The 16,529-nt window shown below is 47.6% G+C and carries 13 protein-coding genes; 10 read left to right on the forward strand and 3 right to left on the reverse strand.

Features of this window, described 5'->3' with window-relative positions; translation table 11 throughout:
• The first annotated feature begins 1 nt into the window (after position 1).
• Positions 2-742: a glucosamine-6-phosphate deaminase gene (gene nagB / locus V9W66_RS12525; RefSeq protein WP_144093731.1), complete on the forward strand. Its 741-nt coding sequence runs from the start codon at positions 2-4 to the stop codon at positions 740-742.
• Between the two features lie 90 nt (positions 743-832).
• On the opposite strand, the gene V9W66_RS12530 is transcribed toward nagB, so the two are convergent.
• Both V9W66_RS12530 and asnA read right to left on the reverse strand, forming a co-directional pair.
• A complete protein-coding gene (locus V9W66_RS12530) occupies positions 833-1,267 on the reverse strand; it encodes a CBS domain-containing protein (RefSeq protein WP_021651604.1) in 435 nt (144 codons plus the stop codon).
• A gap of 49 nt (positions 1,268-1,316) precedes the next feature.
• On the reverse strand, positions 1,317-2,327 hold the full coding sequence (gene asnA, locus V9W66_RS12535; protein ID WP_144093732.1) for an aspartate--ammonia ligase: 1,011 nt from the start codon (positions 2,325-2,327) through the stop codon (positions 1,317-1,319).
• Positions 2,328-2,545: 218 nt separating this feature from the next.
• Here asnA and V9W66_RS12540 point away from each other — a divergent pair, with 218 nt between their 5' ends.
• Both V9W66_RS12540 and nrdD read left to right on the forward strand, forming a co-directional pair.
• Positions 2,546-3,169, forward strand: a complete 624-nt coding sequence (locus tag V9W66_RS12540; protein WP_144093733.1) for a hypothetical protein — start codon at positions 2,546-2,548, stop codon at positions 3,167-3,169.
• A gap of 200 nt (positions 3,170-3,369) precedes the next feature.
• Entirely contained in the window at positions 3,370-5,505 is a 2,136-nt protein-coding gene (gene nrdD, locus V9W66_RS12545; RefSeq protein ID WP_015526126.1) for an anaerobic ribonucleoside-triphosphate reductase, read from the forward strand.
• Between the two features lie 158 nt (positions 5,506-5,663).
• Here nrdD and arcC read toward each other — a convergent pair whose 3' ends face one another.
• Positions 5,664-6,596 carry a carbamate kinase gene (gene arcC / locus V9W66_RS12550; protein WP_144093734.1) on the reverse strand — a complete coding sequence of 311 codons (933 nt, stop codon included), beginning with the start codon at positions 6,594-6,596 and terminating at the stop codon, positions 5,664-5,666.
• A 564-nt stretch (positions 6,597-7,160) separates the two neighbouring features.
• Between arcC and V9W66_RS12555 the strand changes: the two genes are divergently transcribed.
• From V9W66_RS12555 to rsmB, 7 genes are all read left to right on the forward strand, one after another.
• Entirely contained in the window at positions 7,161-9,143 is a 1,983-nt protein-coding gene (locus V9W66_RS12555; RefSeq protein WP_144093735.1) for a DUF7507 domain-containing protein, read from the forward strand.
• A 187-nt stretch (positions 9,144-9,330) separates the two neighbouring features.
• On the forward strand, positions 9,331-10,797 hold the full coding sequence (locus V9W66_RS12560) for a UDP-N-acetylmuramoyl-L-alanyl-D-glutamate--2,6-diaminopimelate ligase (RefSeq protein ID WP_144093736.1): 1,467 nt from the start codon (positions 9,331-9,333) through the stop codon (positions 10,795-10,797).
• 4 nt (positions 10,798-10,801) lie between these two features.
• The gene (priA, locus tag V9W66_RS12565; protein WP_144093737.1) at positions 10,802-13,021 is read left to right on the forward strand and encodes a replication restart helicase PriA; all 2,220 of its coding nucleotides are present in this window, start codon (positions 10,802-10,804) and stop codon (positions 13,019-13,021) included.
• Positions 13,022-13,033: 12 nt separating this feature from the next.
• Complete coding sequence (def, locus tag V9W66_RS12570; protein ID WP_022426881.1) at positions 13,034-13,507, forward strand: peptide deformylase; 474 nt, start codon at positions 13,034-13,036, stop codon at positions 13,505-13,507.
• Between the two features lie 12 nt (positions 13,508-13,519).
• Positions 13,520-14,464, forward strand: coding sequence for a methionyl-tRNA formyltransferase (gene fmt / locus V9W66_RS12575; protein ID WP_118623414.1), 945 nt, complete (start codon positions 13,520-13,522; stop codon positions 14,462-14,464).
• Positions 14,465-14,470: 6 nt separating this feature from the next.
• Positions 14,471-15,178, forward strand: a complete 708-nt coding sequence (locus tag V9W66_RS12580) for a zinc metallopeptidase (protein ID WP_015526118.1) — start codon at positions 14,471-14,473, stop codon at positions 15,176-15,178.
• Positions 15,174-16,526 carry a 16S rRNA (cytosine(967)-C(5))-methyltransferase RsmB gene (gene rsmB, locus V9W66_RS12585; RefSeq protein WP_144093762.1) on the forward strand — a complete coding sequence of 451 codons (1,353 nt, stop codon included), beginning with the start codon at positions 15,174-15,176 and terminating at the stop codon, positions 16,524-16,526. Before V9W66_RS12580 ends, rsmB begins: the two co-directional genes overlap by 5 nt.
• Positions 16,527-16,529 lie beyond the last annotated feature (3 nt).

Genomic DNA, 16,529 nt, shown 5'->3' on the forward strand with positions numbered 1-16,529 from the left:
TATGATTATTTATACAGGGAAGGATTATCAGGATGTAAGCAGAAAAGCAGCTAATATCATGTCTGCACAAATTATCATGAAACCGGATGCAGTTCTCGGGCTTGCCACCGGCTCCACACCGGTGGGCATGTATACACAGCTGTTAGAATGGTACAAAAAAGGAGATCTGGATTTTTCCAGGGTGACAAGCGTGAATTTGGATGAGTACAAGGGACTTTCCGGCGACAATGACCAGAGCTATCGCTATTTTATGGATCAGAATCTCTTTAACCATGTAAATATTGACAAAGCACGTACCTTTGTGCCTGACGGACTGGAAGAGGACAGCGATAAGGCATGTGCACAGTATAACGAAATCATCCGGCAAACCGGAGGTGTGGATATGCAGCTGCTTGGTATCGGCGGGAACGGACACATCGGCTTCAATGAACCAGGAGATGCCTTTGAAAAAGAAACCCATTGTGTGGATCTGACAGAAAGTACCATCAGAGCCAATTCAAGGTTTTTTGAAAGCATGGATGAGGTCCCGAAACAGGCCTACACTATGGGAATCGGGAATATCATGGCTGCAAAAAAGATCCTTCTTGTGGCAACGGGAACATCCAAGGCAGAAGCCCTGTATAATTCCCTGTACGGACCGATCACACCGAAGGTTCCGGCATCTATCCTGCAGCTTCACCCGGATCTCACGGTTGTGGCAGATGAAGATGCACTGAGTATGATCCGCGAAAAAATAAAATAAAAATCCGGAATACAACTGCCGGATCAAAAAAGGATGGCTTCCGATTCCTACCTGTGCAGGAACGGAAGCCATCCTTTTTCTTTCCGCTGCTCAGTGGATTTCTTCACCGGCAGTTTTCTGTGCGGCTTTTATTTCGTTGTAACAGTATTTGATGATAGATTTTCTGGTTATGATCCCGATGAAGGAGCCCTGGTCATCTACCACCGGCACGAAGTTCTGATTAATGGCGCGATCCAGGAGATCTTCCATATTGGAATCTGCATGGACCGGTTTGTAGGTGGCGCGGCGTGGGATCGCCATGATCGGGATTCCCTCTGTTTCCTTGATGTCGTGAATATCTGCACGGCGCATGCCCCAGAGGAGATCGCCCTCTGAGATGGTGCCGAGATATTTGCCGTCCATGGTGAGGATAGGAATGCAGGAGTACTTGCGGTGCTCCATTTTTTCGAGGGTCTGGCGAAGCGTTTCATCCTCAAAGATGTAGGCTACTTCGCTTTTGGGAATCAGAAAAAACAGAATGTTCACGTTATTACCTCATTTCCGCAAAAATTATAAATAAATCTGTAAGCTGTTTTTAGAGAAGCTGAAGTCCGTGTGTCTCTGCAGCATCTGTGATCTCCTTCGGCCAGAGAGAGACATGTACTTCTCCGATGTGTGCTTTACGAAGGAAGAACATACAGATCCTGGACTGTCCGATACCACCGCCGATGGTGTACGGAAGCTCTTTGTTCAGGATTGCTTTCTGGAATGGAAGCTCTCTTCGGTCATCACAGCCTGCTTCGGTAAGCTGGCGGTCAAGTGCGTCCTCGTCAACACGGATTCCCATTGAGGAAAGCTCAAGGGCAATGTCAAGTACCGGATAGTATACGAGGATATCACCGTTCAGTTCCCAGTCATCATAGTCCGGGGCACGTCCGTCGTGGCGCTCGCCGTTGGTGAGGGTTTTGCCGACTTTCATAAGGAAGACAGCGCCCTTTTCGCGGGTGATCCGATATTCACGTTCCTTCGGTGTGCAGTCCGGATACATGTCAAGAAGCTCCTGAGTTGTGATAAAGAAGATATCCTTTGGAAGGATCTCCTCGATGTAGTCATACTGTACAGCCATGTATTTCTCAGTTTTACGAAGGACACTGTAAATGGTGCGTACGGTTTCCTTGAGAGTCTCCATGGAACGTTCTTCTTTGGAGATGATCTTTTCCCAGTCCCACTGGTCTACGTAAACAGAGTGGATATTGTCCAGATCTTCATCCCGGCGGATGGCTACCATATCTGTGTAAAGACCTTCTCCGTGAGAAAATCCGTATTTTTTCAGTGCGAAGCGTTTCCATTTGGCAAGGGAGTGTACGATCTCGGCGTTGCTTCCTTCGATAGCCTTGATATCAAAGCTTACCGGGCGCTCTACACCATTAAGGTTGTCGTTAAGGCCGGATTCCGGTGCTACAAATGTTGGAGCGGATACTCGAAGAAGGTTCAGCTTCTGGGAGAGTGTCTGCTGGAAGAAATCTTTTACTGTTTTGATCGCAATCTGTGTGTCATGGAGGTTCAGGTCTGCATGATAGGTTGCGGGGATTGTGATTGTATTCATTATCGGCTCCTCCTGATGATTTTTAGGCTTATTGCTCTGTGGGGTATTATAGCAGAAAATGGGTGGAGTGGCAATATAATGAGAGGGGAAGTCTTTTGGGGGTATCGTAGAAAAATACTGGGTATTAAATGCCTGGTGTGATATACTGAAAAAGAGAATGCTTATGTTTACGACGGAAATATAAATATCCGTTTTGACGGATAGAATGGAGGGAGTTTATGGCAGGTCAAAGGTGTCAGGTTTGTGGGGGTAAGGTTGTAAATGGCAGGTGTTCATTATGTGGGATGCCTTACAGAAATGATGAGGTGTTATATCATCTGAATGAGCCCCGGGAGATACATTATAAACATGCTTCCGCCAAAGTGCGGGATATGATGCGGCAGTATGGACAGGATGCTGATCAAACAACACAACGTAACGGAAACGTAAACCGGAATACGAACGTAAACCGGAATACGAACGTAAACCGGAATACGAACGCAAACCGGAATACGAACGCAAACCGGAATACGAACGCAAACCGGAATACGAACGCAAACCGGAATACAAACATAAACCGGAATACAAATGCAAGCCGCAATACCGATTTGAATCGGAATCTAACCGGAAGCCGGAATACAGGTGCAGCAGCCGGACGTAAGACTGCAGCGGCGGTTAATACCAGGAATAAAACAACGGTGGGCAGAAATCGTGCAGAAGTTTTAGATCAGGGAAAAAAACAGCAAAAAAAAGATCAGAAAAGCAGTGGGGCAGGCTGGATCATATGGTTTATAGTGACACTGGCCATTCTGCTTCCGAAATTATGGGATTTTCTTGCAGACTGGATCGGAACGAATTTGTGAGAATATTTCTGCAGTGAGATCAGGCAGTGCTAAGAGTCTGTATTTTCGTGTATACAGAAATATCCCTTTTCTTTTCTCTTCAGCTGTGTTATACTCATGCCTAGCACAACATATAGATGAAAAACAATATATAGAGGATATAGGTACTATATATAGTATTTTGCGTAGCGACTTATATATAGCACAGGGAGGGATGAGCAATGTTATATGTGATCAAGAAAGACGGGACAAGAGAGGAGTTTAATCCGCAGAAGATCGTGGCTGCCGTGAACAAATCCGCAGAGCGTATTCTTTATACTTTTTCAGACGAGGAGAAGGATTTTATCTGCCGTTTTGCCCAGGAGCATGCGGATTCCCTTGGAAAGAATGAGATCGAGATCCAGGAGATGCACAACATCGTGGAGGGGGCTCTGGAGCGTGTGAATCCGGCAGTTGCCAAGAGCTACCGTGATTATCGGAATTACAAGCTGGATTTTATCCATATGATGGATGATGTCTATACCAAGAGTCAGGCGATCCGTTATATCGGTGATAAAAGTAATGCCAATACAGACAGCGCCCTTGTTGCCACGAAACGAAGCCTGATCTTTAATGAGCTGAACAAGGAACTCTATCGGAAGTTTTTTATGAACCGTAATGAGCTTCAGGCATGTAAGGACGGCTACATTTATATTCATGACCAGTCTGCACGCCTGGATACCATGAATTGCTGTCTGTTCGATGTGGCAGCTGTTTTAAGTGGCGGTTTTGAGATGGGCAATGTCTGGTATAACGAGCCGAAGACTCTGGATACAGCCTTTGATGTTATGGGGGATATCATTCTCAGTACAGCAGCACAGCAGTATGGTGGCTTTACAGTGCCGGAGGTTGATAAGATCCTGGCACCGTATGCAAAGAAGAGCTATGATAAATATATTTCCGAATTTATGAAATACTCGGATGAGAGCTGGAGTGGCCGTGAAGAGAGAGCTATTGAGTATGCTCTTGATAAGGTCCGCAGGGATTATGACCAGGGCTGGCAGGGAATTGAGTACAAGCTGAATACCGTCGGTTCTTCCAGAGGTGATTATCCGTTTGTTACGGTGACACTTGGTCTCGGAACCGAGCAGTTTGAGAAGATGTGTACGATTTCCCTTCTTGAGGTCCATCAGGGAGGACAGGGTAAGGCCGGACACAAGAAACCGGTACTTTTCCCGAAGATCGTATTCCTTTATGACAAAGAGATCCATGGTCCCGGAAAGTGCTGTGAGGATATTTTTGAGGCTGGTGTGGAGTGTTCCTCCAAAACCATGTATCCGGACTGGCTGTCTATGTCCGGCGCAGGCTATATTTCCAGTATGTACAGGAAATACAAGAAGGTCATCAGCCCGATGGGATGCCGTGCTTTCTTAAGTCCGTGGTATGAGCGTGGCGGTATGGAGCCGGCGGATGAGAATGATACGCCTGTTTTTGTGGGACGTTTTAACATTGGTGCGGTAAGCCTTCATCTTCCGATGATCCTTGCAAAGGCCAGAGCGGAGAGCAGAGATTTTTATGAGGTTCTGGATTTCTATCTGGAAATGATCCGTAACCTGCATATCCGCACTTACGAATATCTGGGACAGATGCGTGCATCCACCAACCCGCTTGCATACTGTGAAGGCGGTTTCTACGGCGGACATCTGAAACCGAATGAAAAGATTGGCAAGATCCTGAAGCCTATGACAGCTTCCTTCGGTATCACAGCGTTAAATGAGCTTCAGGAACTTTACAATGGCAAATCCATTGCCGAGGATGGGGCGTTTGCTCTGGAGGTCCTGAAATATATCAATGACAAGGTAAATCAGTACAAGAAGGAAGATGGCTATCTTTATGCGATCTACGGAACACCGGCAGAGAGTCTTTGTGGCCTGCAGGTAGAGCAGTTCCGTAAGATGTATGGAATCATTGAGGGCGTTTCTGACAGACCATATGTGAGCAACAGCTTCCACTGCCATGTAACAGAGGATGTGACTCCGATCGAGAAACAGGATCTGGAGGGACGTTTCTGGGAGCTCTGCAATGGCGGTAAGATTCAGTATGTACGTTATCCGATCGGCTACAATAAGGAAGCTATCCGTACACTGATCCGCAGAGCCATGGATCTGGGATATTATGAAGGAGTGAACCTTTCTCTTGCATACTGTGACGATTGTGGTCATGAGGAACTGGAGATGGATGTATGCCCTGTCTGCGGTTCCAGAAACCTGACCAAGATCGACCGTATGAACGGATATCTTTCCTACAGCCGTGTCCATGGAGATACCCGCCTGAATGAGGCGAAGATGGCTGAGATCGCTGAGCGAAAATCTATGTAAATGCTGGTTGTCCGATCAACTGTGGAACAGTGATCGGACAGCCAGACAGTATAAAAATATCCCGCAGAGCTGCCGGTAAGACCAGCAGCCGTCTGCGGGATATTTTTATGTAAAGTGAAGCTTTATAGTTCACTTTGTATTCCGAGTCCGTAAAATGATTATTTAATGATAGTTCCGGTCTTCTCACGGTAGCCGTCTTTTGCATGGGCCATGTCTGTGATGATGGCACGGCGTCCGGTTCCCTTCTCCACGAAGGAAACACCTGCTTCGATCTTAGGAAGCATGGAGCCTGCCGCAAACTGTTTGCCGGCAATATATTTCTTGGCATCTTCTGTGGAAATAGTATCCAGATAAGATTCGTGATCCGTATTATGGTCAAGGCTTACTTTCTCGACGCTTGTAAGGATCATCAGAGTGTCAGCGTTCAGTTCTTCTGCAAGAAGTCCTGCTGCCAGGTCTTTCTCGATGATGGCGCTGGCACCATTCAGCTGAGTTCCCTGCTCAAGAACCGGGATTCCGCCGCCGCCTGCGGCAATGACGATCTGCTCTGCTGCAGAGAGGACCTTTACGGTTTCAATCTCTACGATCTTCTGTGGCTTCGGTGCTGCAAGGATACGTCTGTACTGGCCCTCGCCCACCTTTGTGACAAAGTTTCCTTTTTCTTCTTCAGCCTCGGCCTCTTCTGCGTTAAGAACACGTCCAATGATCTTCTCCGGCTCTGCAAATGCTTCATCGTATGGATCGATGACAACCTGTGTCAGAACTGTGCTGACCGGTTTGTAGATCCCTCTGGAGATAAGCTCAGCACGGATGGCGTTCTGAAGGTCATAGCCGATATAACCCTGGCTCATGGCGGAACATACGGACATTGGTGCAAATGTATAATCAGGATGTGCCTTACCGAATTCATTCATTGCGGTGTGGATCATCCCTACCTGCGGACCGTTGCTGTGGGAGATCACTACGCGGGTTCCCTCCTCTACCAGATCTGCGATTACCTTCGCTGCGAGTTTTGTGGCTGTTTTCTGCTCTGGAAGTGTGGTGCCAAGTGCCCGGTGGCCTAATGCAACTACTACGGTTTTTTCGCTCATAGGAAATACCTCGTTTCTCTTAAAAATTGGAATGAAATCAGTTACTGTATTCAGTAACGAGTACATCGAAAACGATGCACGAGTATTATATTTTATTATAAAAGACCTATGTGGGAAATGCAATAGAAAATCGAGTGTTTTCCGAGACAGGAAAAACCGCCTGATCCAGTCAGACGGTTTGATTCCTACTATTTTTTGAGGGGGGAGATAGAGAGTGGTTTTTCATCTATCCAACACCTATTATATAGAGAAAATATGTTTAAAATATGTCGTTAATCTAAAAGAAATGGAAAATTTATAAAGAAAGTTTAAACAAACTTTATAATTTTTATATCCGGTTGCGCATGGTCTGAAAATGTGATACATTGAAAAAGTCTTGATCCTGCATTCTGCGGGATCTGTTCACGCATCGTTTCGATGCAGAAATCCATTTTATTTTATCGAAAAAAATATTGATCATGCACCATTTGCCGGGGAGGGATGCCTTTGTCTGTGAAAAAGTAAGCTTCTGTAAAAAAACATGTGTATAAGAAATGCCAGATCAGGCAGAAATGAGGAAGAGACATGAAAAACAGAATATGGAAACAGATGAAGAAAGCCGGAATTGTGACAGTGCTGGCAGGAGCCATACTGGGAGGAACAATAGAACCGGAGCTGACTCTGGGAGCAGATTTTTTGCCGGGACAGGCACCGTTTATCGATCAGAGTGTGTTCTGGAAAGACATAGAATCCGGACAGGCGGAGCTTGGGATCCGGATTCGCGGCCTGAATGAATGGCTGTCCGGGAGAAGGTTTTCGGAGGATAAGGAGAAAAATGAGAAGTGGGACGATGAACTTCAGAAGATTGAAGATCCATCGGTGGAACAGGAAGAAGAGATAGAACAGGAGCTACCGGAGGATGACTTGCAGCAGGAAGAAGAGCCAGAGCAGGAGCTGTCAGAGGATGATTTGCAGCAGGAAAAGGAGTCAGAACAGGAGTTGCCGGAGGATGACTTGCAGCAGGAAGAAAAGACAGAACAGGAATTGCCGGTGGATAAGGTTGTGGAAGGAATCGGAATAGAAATGGAGGAAGCATATGAGCACGTGGAGCAGCTGGCATCCGGGGAAACAGTACAGCCGGAGGATGAAGAGCAGGAGAAAACGGGTCCGCTCACACCGGAAGGAACGTCGCCCGGAGGGGAAAATGTAGGGAATGAAGAGGAAGGTGAGTCTGAGGAGACGCAAAAGCTGACGCTGGTCACGTATATTTCGGAGTATTTTGTTCCGGAAACGGATTCTGTCCCGAAAAATATGGCTGCACAGCAGATTTCTGTAAGGAGCCAGAGCGGTGAAGCTACAGAGATCACAAAGCTGGAAAGCGTGCTGAACGTGGAGCAGAACGGGCAGGATGAGATCTTTTTCCGTATCCCGCTGATTCTGCGGCAGGAATACCGTTTTCCGGCAGAGAAAAGCAGTTATCCTGTGACTCAGGAGGAACCGCTTCAGAAGGACTGTACCGGTGCGGGAACCTTTCTCATGACAGAAGAAAACGGGGAAGAGCTGGTGATCGCAGAGGGAATCTCGCCTATGCTGGACGTGGAGGCTGCTGAGGCTGATATGGAATTGTCGGTAATTGCACAGAATGAAAAAATGAAAGCAGGGCAGACCATCCGTTATCAGGTGGAGATAGCTAATACCGGAAAGCTGGATCTTGCAGATATCCGTCTGACCAGCAGCCTTTCCTGCCCTAAGATCCGGCAGCTGTGGGAAGATGCAGAAGGCCTTCTAACAGAAGGGGCTGTGGCGGAATTTGCAGAATTAAAAGCCGGAGAGCGAAGGAGCTTTTATGTACAGGCGCCGCTTCTGGATGAACAGGAAAAAGATCTGGAGCACCAGGTGGAAGCAGAGGCCAGGGTGAAGGACAGAGTGGAGGAGGTGATCCGGAAGAACGCTTCCACTATAAACGGTCTGGAGGCACTGAAGGCGGATCTTTCTGTAAAGAAAACTGCAGACAAAGAAACCGCTGCACCGGGTGAGACTGTGACCTATCAGATATGTATCGTGAATACCGGTGAAAAAACGCTTCATTCGGTTGTGGGAACGGAGCGCTTTCAGGCGGCTGGGATCCATGCACAGTTTCTGGAGCAGGAAGGTGTAACGCTCAACAGCAGCCGTACAAAGGCAATGATCCAACAGATTCCGCCGGGAGAGGCAGTTTCTCTTCAGGCCGTGGTGAAGATCCCGGAAAAAACAGCGGATCAGAAGCTTTTTAACCAGGTGACGGTCACAAGCCAGGAAACCGGAGAGCGATTGATGGAGGCCTCCGCTTCTGTCATGGTAAAAGGAGAGGTGGGTATTACGCCGGAAGAAGGGCTGCCTTTGCAGGGAGATGACCAGGGTCCGGCTTCCGGTCAGATACAGATGGCAAGAACTGCGTCCACACATCCGAAGACCGGGGATGATACAAGGGCGGATCTGTGGACGCTTCTGGCAGTGACAGCTTTGGTGACTGTGCTGGGCGGCATCTGGCTCCGGAAAAAATATGCGGATATTTATGGAAAAAGCTGATGTTACTGAGAACGGAGTGAACAGTAACAAGCTGATATTTTACAAGGCGGCCGTACCTCAAAGAAACGTTGAAAACAGGGGGGAGGTGTGCTATTCTATATGGTATGTACAGAAAACAAGAACAGTATATTTCCCGCCTCCGGTGTGCTGCCCGTCAGACCGGAAAAAGGGAAGATGGAGGAGAAAAATGAATCTTTTATCCTTATTGGAACATCTTGAATACAAATGCCTTCAGGGAAGTACAGAGCAGGAGGTTTCTTCTGTTGTATATGATTCCCGCAAAGTAGAAGAAGGGAGCCTTTTTATCTGCATCAGAGGTGCGGTCGTGGATGGACATAAATTTATACCTGATGTTGTGGCAAAGGGTGCGAAGACACTCATCGTGGAAGAAGCGGTGGAGGCACCGGAGGATGTGACAGTGATCCAGGTAGAGGATACCCGTTACGCCATGGCCTTTATTTCAGCAGCATGGTTCGGACATCCGGCAGAAAAGCTCAAAACCATCGGTATCACCGGAACCAAAGGAAAAACAACTACAACCTATATGGTGAAATCAATCCTTGAGAATGCCGGATATAAGGTTGGTCTGATCGGAACCATCGAGGCTGTTATCGGGGAGAAGCATATCCCGGCAGCCAACACGACACCGGAATCCTATATGGTACAGAAATATTTTCACGATATGGTAGAAGCAGGCTGCGATGCGGTCGTTATGGAGGTTTCCTCACAGGGACTGATGCTTCACAGGACCCAGGGATTTGTGTTTGATTTTGGAATTTTCACAAATATTGAACCAGATCATATCGGACCGAATGAGCACAAGGACTTTGATGATTATCTGCATTGCAAATCCATGCTTCTCAGACAGTGTAAGGTTGGTATCGTAAATCGTGACGATGAACACTTTGACCGCATTATCGAAGGCCACACCTGTAAACTTGAAACCTATGGATTTTCCGAAAAAGCAGATCTCCGTGCAGAGGACGCCAGACTCGTTGGAAGAAAGGGCTATCTGGGAATTTCCTATCATGTTAAGGGACTTATGGATTTTCCTGTGGAGATCGATATTCCAGGTAAGTTCAGCATTTACAATTCTCTGACTGCCATTGCCATCTGCCGCCATTTTAAGGTATCCGAGGAGAATATCATCAAAGCTCTGAAGGTGGCCAGGGTCAAAGGCCGTATTGAGATGATCAAGGTATCTGACGAATTCACACTGATGATCGATTACGCACATAATGCCATGGCGCTGGAGAGCCTTCTCGGAACACTGAAGGAATATGATCCGCACAGACTGGTATGCCTGTTTGGCTGTGGCGGAAACCGTTCCAAGCTGCGCCGTTATGAGATGGGTGAGGTTTCAGGAAAGATGGCAGATCTGACCATCATTACTTCAGATAATCCGCGAGATGAGGATCCACAGACCATCATCAATGATATCAAGATCGGAATGGCAAAAACAGATGGAAAATATGTAGAGATCCCGGATCGTAAAGAGGCGATCGCCTACGCGATCCATCACGGTGAGCCGGGAGATATCATCGTCCTTGCCGGAAAGGGTCATGAGGATTATCAGGAGATCAAGGGTAAGAAATATCCCATGGATGAGCGTGTACTGATCCGGGAGATCCTGGAAGAAGATCAGAAAGCGTAAATGGATGATCTATGCAGATGTGATCATTGATATTTCTCATGAAAAGCTGGACCGGGATTTTCAGTATCGTGTACCTGAGGAGCTGGTGCAGGCAATAAAACCCGGAGTTGTGGTCACAGTGCCCTTCGGAAAGGGAAATACCCTTCGGAAAGGCTATGTGACCGGGATCTCCGGAACGGCAAAATATGATGCGTCAAAGCTCAAGGAGATCCGGGGAGTGTCCACAGACAGTGAGACAACAGAATCCCGGCTGATCGCACTTGCGGCCTGGATGAAGGAGACCTATGGCTCCACCATGATCCAGGCACTGAAAACAGTTCTGCCTGTAAAAGACAAGGTCCGTGCAAAAGAGAAAAGACTGATCCTTTTTACAGGGAAAAAGGAAGAGGGGCAGGCACTTCTTGGCAAGCTGGAAGGCAGCCGCTTTAAAGCACGTGAGCGGTTCCTTCGGGCAATCCTGGAGGCCGGGAGCCTGGATTATACCTATGCCTCCAAAGAGCTTGGGGCCGGCATTTCCGTTCTTGATTTTTTTGAAAAAAAAGGTCTGATAACTATTGAAAGTCAGGAAATGTATCGCATTCCCGAGGGGCTCGGCCTGGTGAAGGAGAACATGGAGCTGAGTCTGAACCAGGAACAGCTTTTGGCGGCAGAGCAGATCTTTCGGGAATGGCAGGAGCCGGACCCAAGACCTGCACTTCTTTTCGGAGTGACCGGAAGCGGAAAGACCCAGGTTTATATGCGTCTGATCCAGAAGGTACTGGAGGAGGGAAAGCAGGCGATCGTGCTGATCCCTGAGATCGCGCTTACTTATCAGACAGTCAGGCGCTTTTATGCCATGTTCGGAGATAAGGTTTCGGTTCTGAACTCCAGACTTTCCCAGGGAGAACGCTATGATCAGTTCAAAAGAGCAAAACGTGGTGAGATCCAGGTAATGGTAGGACCCCGATCCGCACTGTTCACACCGTTTTCAGATCTGGGACTGATCGTTATCGACGAAGAGCATGAACCCACCTACAAAAGTGAGAATACGCCAAGGTACCATGCACGTGAGACTGCCATTGAGAGGGCACGGATGGAACATGCCCGTGTGGTCATGGGATCAGCCACTCCGTCATTGGAAGCCTACAGTCATGCCTGTGACGGAGAATATCTTCTGGTAAAGTTAAACGCACGTTATGAGGAAAGGCCGCTTCCACAGGTATCAATCGTGGATCTTCGGGAAGAATTAAAGAAGGGGAACCGCTCGGTACTGAGTCTGGAGCTGAAGAGGGATCTGGAGCAGGTCCTTGAAAGAAGAGAACAGGCCATGCTGTTTCTGAACCGGAGAGGATATGCGGGCTTTGTTTCCTGCAGAGCCTGCGGTCACGTTATGAAATGTCCCCACTGTGATGTATCTCTAAGTGAACACAATGGCAATCGTCTGATCTGTCATTATTGCGGCTATGAGACTGTGAAACCGGAAATCTGTCCGTCCTGTGGTTCACCGCACATTGGTGGATTTAAGGCCGGAACCCAGCAGATCGAGAAGGTCATTGAAAAAGAATTCCCGAAAGCCAGGGTACTTCGAATGGATTTTGATACCACAAGGACCAAGGACAGCTATGAGAAGATCCTGGCTTCTTTTGCAAAGCATGAGGCAGATATTCTGGTGGGGACCCAGATGATCGTCAAGGGACATGATTTTCCGAATGTGACTCTGGTAGGAGTGATTGCAGCAGATCTTTCGCTGAATATGGATGATTATCACTGCGGGGAGCGTACATTCCAGCTTCTGACTCAGGCAGTTGGACGTTCCGGCAGAGGGAATCGGCCGGGGCAGGCGGTGATCCAGACATATCAGCCGGAGCATTACAGCATCCAGGCTGCGGCTATTCAGGATTATAAGAAATTTTATAAAGAAGAAATGGGGTATCGGATGCTTCTGGACTATCCGCCGGCAGCCCATATGATGACTGTTTTTGGCGCCTGCCAGGATGAAGAACTTCTGAAAAATGCCATGTATTATATAGAAGTTTTCATCCGCAGGGTAGGTCCGAAGGAAGAGCTTCACATGATCGGACCTGCAGCTGCATCGGTAGGTAAGGTAAAGGATGTTTATCGTCAGGTGATCCGTCTGAAGCACAGGGATATCTGCTTTCTCACAGCAGTCAGAGAGAAGCTGGAGAAATATATAGAGATAAATTCCGGATTCCGGAAAATATACATTCAATTTGATATGAATTAAAGGAGAAGAAAAATGGCACTTAGAACAATCCGTGTACAGGGGGATTCTGTACTGACAAAAAAATCCCGGACAGTAGACAAAATGACACCGAGGATCGGGGAACTGATCACAGATATGCTGGATACCATGTATGATGCAATGGGTGTTGGCCTCGCTGCACCACAGGTAGGAATCCTGAAACGCATCGTTGTCATCGATGTAGGTGAGGGCCCGATCGTGCTGATCAATCCGGAGATCCTTGAGACAAGCGGCGAGCAGACCGGTGACGAGGGATGCCTGAGCGTTCCGGGAATGGCAGGACAGGTAACACGTCCGAACTATGTGAAGGTAAAAGCACTTGATGTAAATATGGACGAACAGATCTACGAGGGAGAGGGTCTTCTGGCAAGAGCGTTCTGTCATGAGATTGACCATCTGGATGGAAAAATGTATACAGAACTTGTGGAGGGAGAACTTCACAAGGTAACTTATGATGAAGAAGACTAAAGGCGGGATACTATGAAGATTATTTATATGGGAACTCCGGACTTTGCGGTGGCGCCTCTTGCAGCACTGGCAGAGAACGGATATGAAGTGGAGGCTGTGATCACACAGCCGGACAAACCGAAGGGCAGAGGCAAAACTATGATGCCTACTCCTGTAAAAGAAGAAGCACTGAAACACGGGATCCCGGTACTGCAGCCGGTGAAGGTAAGAGATCCTGAATTTGTGGAAGAACTGAAAAATCTTGCACCGGACATCATCATTGTTGCGGCATTCGGGCAGATCATTCCAAAGAGTATCCTGGATATGCCGAGATTCGGATGTATCAATATCCATGCGTCTCTGCTTCCTAAATATCGTGGAGCTGCACCGATCCAGCAGGCGGTGATCGATGGTGAAAAAGAATCCGGCGTTACCATTATGCAGATGGGAACCGGTCTGGATACCGGTGATATGATTTCCAGGATCGTGGTTCCGCTTGCCAAAGATGAGACAGGTGGAAGCTTGTTTGATAAGCTCGCACAGGCAGGTGCAGAGCTTCTGGTACAGACTTTACCGTCCATTTTTGACGGAACTGCAACCCGCGAGAAACAGCCGGAGGAGAGTCCAACACCATATGCTGCCATGATCTCCAAAAAAATGGGGCTTCTGGATTTCAGCAAAAATGCGGAAGAACTGGAGCGTCTGGTAAGAGGCCTTGATCCATGGCCAAGCGCTTTTACCTTTATCAATGGAAAAACATTGAAGGTCTGGAAGAGCTCTGTTCTGGAAAAACAGGCACAGGAAGCACCGGGAACTGTGATAGCCGCTGACAAAGGAGGAATCCAGGTAGCATGCGGCCAGAAGGTACTCGTGCTCCATGAAGTGCAGCTGGAAGGCAAAAAACGCATGGAAGCGGATGCGTTCCTTCGGGGATATCAGTTGAAACCAGGAGACATGTTCAGAGATTCCAGGGAGTGATGAGTTATGTACGGATATGGTTATTACGGATGGGGAATGGACCCTACGATTCTTTTGCTCGTGATCGGAATGCTTCTTTCTCTTGCGGCATCCGCGAAGCTGCGCAGTACCTTTGCAGTCTATAAAAAGGTCCGGAGTCATTCAGGTATCACCGGTGCGGAAGCTGCACAGAGGATCCTGAGAGCGGCTGGGATCACAGACGTACAGGTGGTTCCGATCCGCGGAAGTCTTACGGATCACTATGATCCGAGAACGAAAACGGTTTCCCTTTCAGAAGATATTTATGGAAGAAATTCTCTGGCGGCTGTGGGGGTGGCAGCACATGAATGTGGCCATGCGATCCAGGATGCGATCAATTATGCACCACTGAATATCCGTTCAGCCATTGTACCTGCCGCAAATATTGGTTCCCAGCTTTCATGGCCGCTGTTTATCGCAGGACTGATCTTTTCCATTGATCCGCTGGTAACTCTGGGAATTGTTTTGTTCTCACTGGCAGTACTGTTTCAGCTGGTGACACTTCCGGTTGAGATCAATGCGTCTTCCAGAGCGCTTAAAATGCTGGAAAGTACAGGTATCTTAGGTGCAGATGAAAAAAAGGGTGCAAGAAAAGTACTTACAGCGGCAGCGCTTACCTATGTAGCAGCTCTGGCGGCATCTATTCTGCAGCTTCTGAGACTGATTATCCTTGCAGGAGGTAGAGATCGTGATTAGCAGCGGAGTAAATACCAGAGAACTGATCCTTGAGATCCTGTTACAGATCGAGGAGGAGGGTGAGCACAGCCATATTGCGATCCGGAATGCGCTTTCCAAATATCAGTTTCTTCCGAAACAGGAACGTAGCTTTATTACAAGAGTATGTGAGGGAACCCTGGAATACAGGATCTATATTGATTATGTCATCGATTCTTTTTCCAAGGTTTCTGTAAACAAGATGAAACCGCAGATCCGTGAGATCCTGAGAAGTGCGGTATATCAGCTGAAATTTATGGACAGTGTTCCGGACAGTGCAGTATGCAATGAAGCGGTAAAGCTGGCACAGCGAAAAGGCTTTTATAATCTAAAGCCCTTTGTCAACGGGGTGCTCCGTACGATTGCAAGAGAGATCGGTGATCTGGAGCTTCCTTCCAGGGAAGAAAACGAAGTCCGTTATCTTTCTGTGAAATATTCCATGCCGGAATATCTGGTAGAAAAATGGAAAGCAGCCTACGGAGTGAAGACTACGGAGAAGATCCTGGAGGATTTTCTGACAGAAAGACCGATCACAGTACGGTGCCGTACTCATAAGGCGTCTCTGAGAGAGATCGTCACCAGTTTGAAGTCTCAGGGAGTGACAGTAGAACAGGCTCCTTATCTTCCCTATGCACTGAAGATTTCCGATTACAATCATATTTTGATACTTGAGACCTTCCTTCAGGGAAAGATCATGGTGCAGGATGTAAGCTCTATGCTTGTAGCGGAAGCTGCAAGTCCGAAAAAAGGTGACCATATCATCGACATGTGCGCTGCACCAGGTGGAAAAAGCATCCATGCGGCAGACAAAATGGGGGATTACGGAAATGTGGATGCCAGAGATGTAAGTCAGTATAAGGCAGATCTTATCAAAGAAAACATCCACAGGACCGGAGTGATCAATGTGGAAGCCAGAGTTCAGGATGCAACGGTATATGATCCGGATTCCGAACAGGCTGCGGATATTGTGATCGCAGATGTACCGTGCTCCGGTTATGGAGTTATCGGCAAGAAACCGGAAATCAAATACCGGGCAACTCCGCAGAAACAGGAAGAGATCGTAATGCTCCAGAGAATGATCCTGGATAAGGCTGCAAAGTATGTGAAACCGGATGGAACGCTGATCTTCAGCACATGTACCATTGCCCGGGAAGAAAACGAAGAAAATGTATTATGGTTTTTAAAGAATTATCCGTACCGGCTGGAAAGCCTGGATCCGTATATTCCGGAGGAACTGCACTGTAAATCCACGAAGCTTGGCTATCTGCAGCTTCTGCCGGGAATACATAAGACAGATGGATTCTTTATTGCCAGATTCAGAAGGAAATAACAG

Source organism: Blautia massiliensis (ex Durand et al. 2017) (assembly GCF_051861785.1).
GTDB classification, from domain to species: Bacteria; Bacillota; Clostridia; order Lachnospirales; family Lachnospiraceae; genus Blautia_A; species Blautia_A luti_A.

Excerpts from the sequence above, each read along its gene's own strand:
- nagB (WP_144093731.1), top strand. The coding sequence starts at position 2 with ATGATTATTTATACAGGGAAGGATTATCAGGATGTAAGCAGAAAAGCA.
- asnA (WP_144093732.1), bottom strand. The coding sequence starts at position 2,327 with ATGAATACAATCACAATCCCCGCAACCTATCATGCAGACCTGAACCTC.
- V9W66_RS12540 (WP_144093733.1), top strand. The coding sequence starts at position 2,546 with ATGGCAGGTCAAAGGTGTCAGGTTTGTGGGGGTAAGGTTGTAAATGGC.
- nrdD (WP_015526126.1), top strand. The coding sequence starts at position 3,370 with ATGTTATATGTGATCAAGAAAGACGGGACAAGAGAGGAGTTTAATCCG.
- arcC (WP_144093734.1), bottom strand. The coding sequence starts at position 6,596 with ATGAGCGAAAAAACCGTAGTAGTTGCATTAGGCCACCGGGCACTTGGC.
- V9W66_RS12555 (WP_144093735.1), top strand. The coding sequence starts at position 7,161 with ATGAAAAACAGAATATGGAAACAGATGAAGAAAGCCGGAATTGTGACA.
- V9W66_RS12560 (WP_144093736.1), top strand. The coding sequence starts at position 9,331 with ATGAATCTTTTATCCTTATTGGAACATCTTGAATACAAATGCCTTCAG.
- priA (WP_144093737.1), top strand. The coding sequence starts at position 10,802 with ATGATCTATGCAGATGTGATCATTGATATTTCTCATGAAAAGCTGGAC.
- def (WP_022426881.1), top strand. The coding sequence starts at position 13,034 with ATGGCACTTAGAACAATCCGTGTACAGGGGGATTCTGTACTGACAAAA.
- fmt (WP_118623414.1), top strand. The coding sequence starts at position 13,520 with ATGAAGATTATTTATATGGGAACTCCGGACTTTGCGGTGGCGCCTCTT.
- V9W66_RS12580 (WP_015526118.1), top strand. The coding sequence starts at position 14,471 with ATGTACGGATATGGTTATTACGGATGGGGAATGGACCCTACGATTCTT.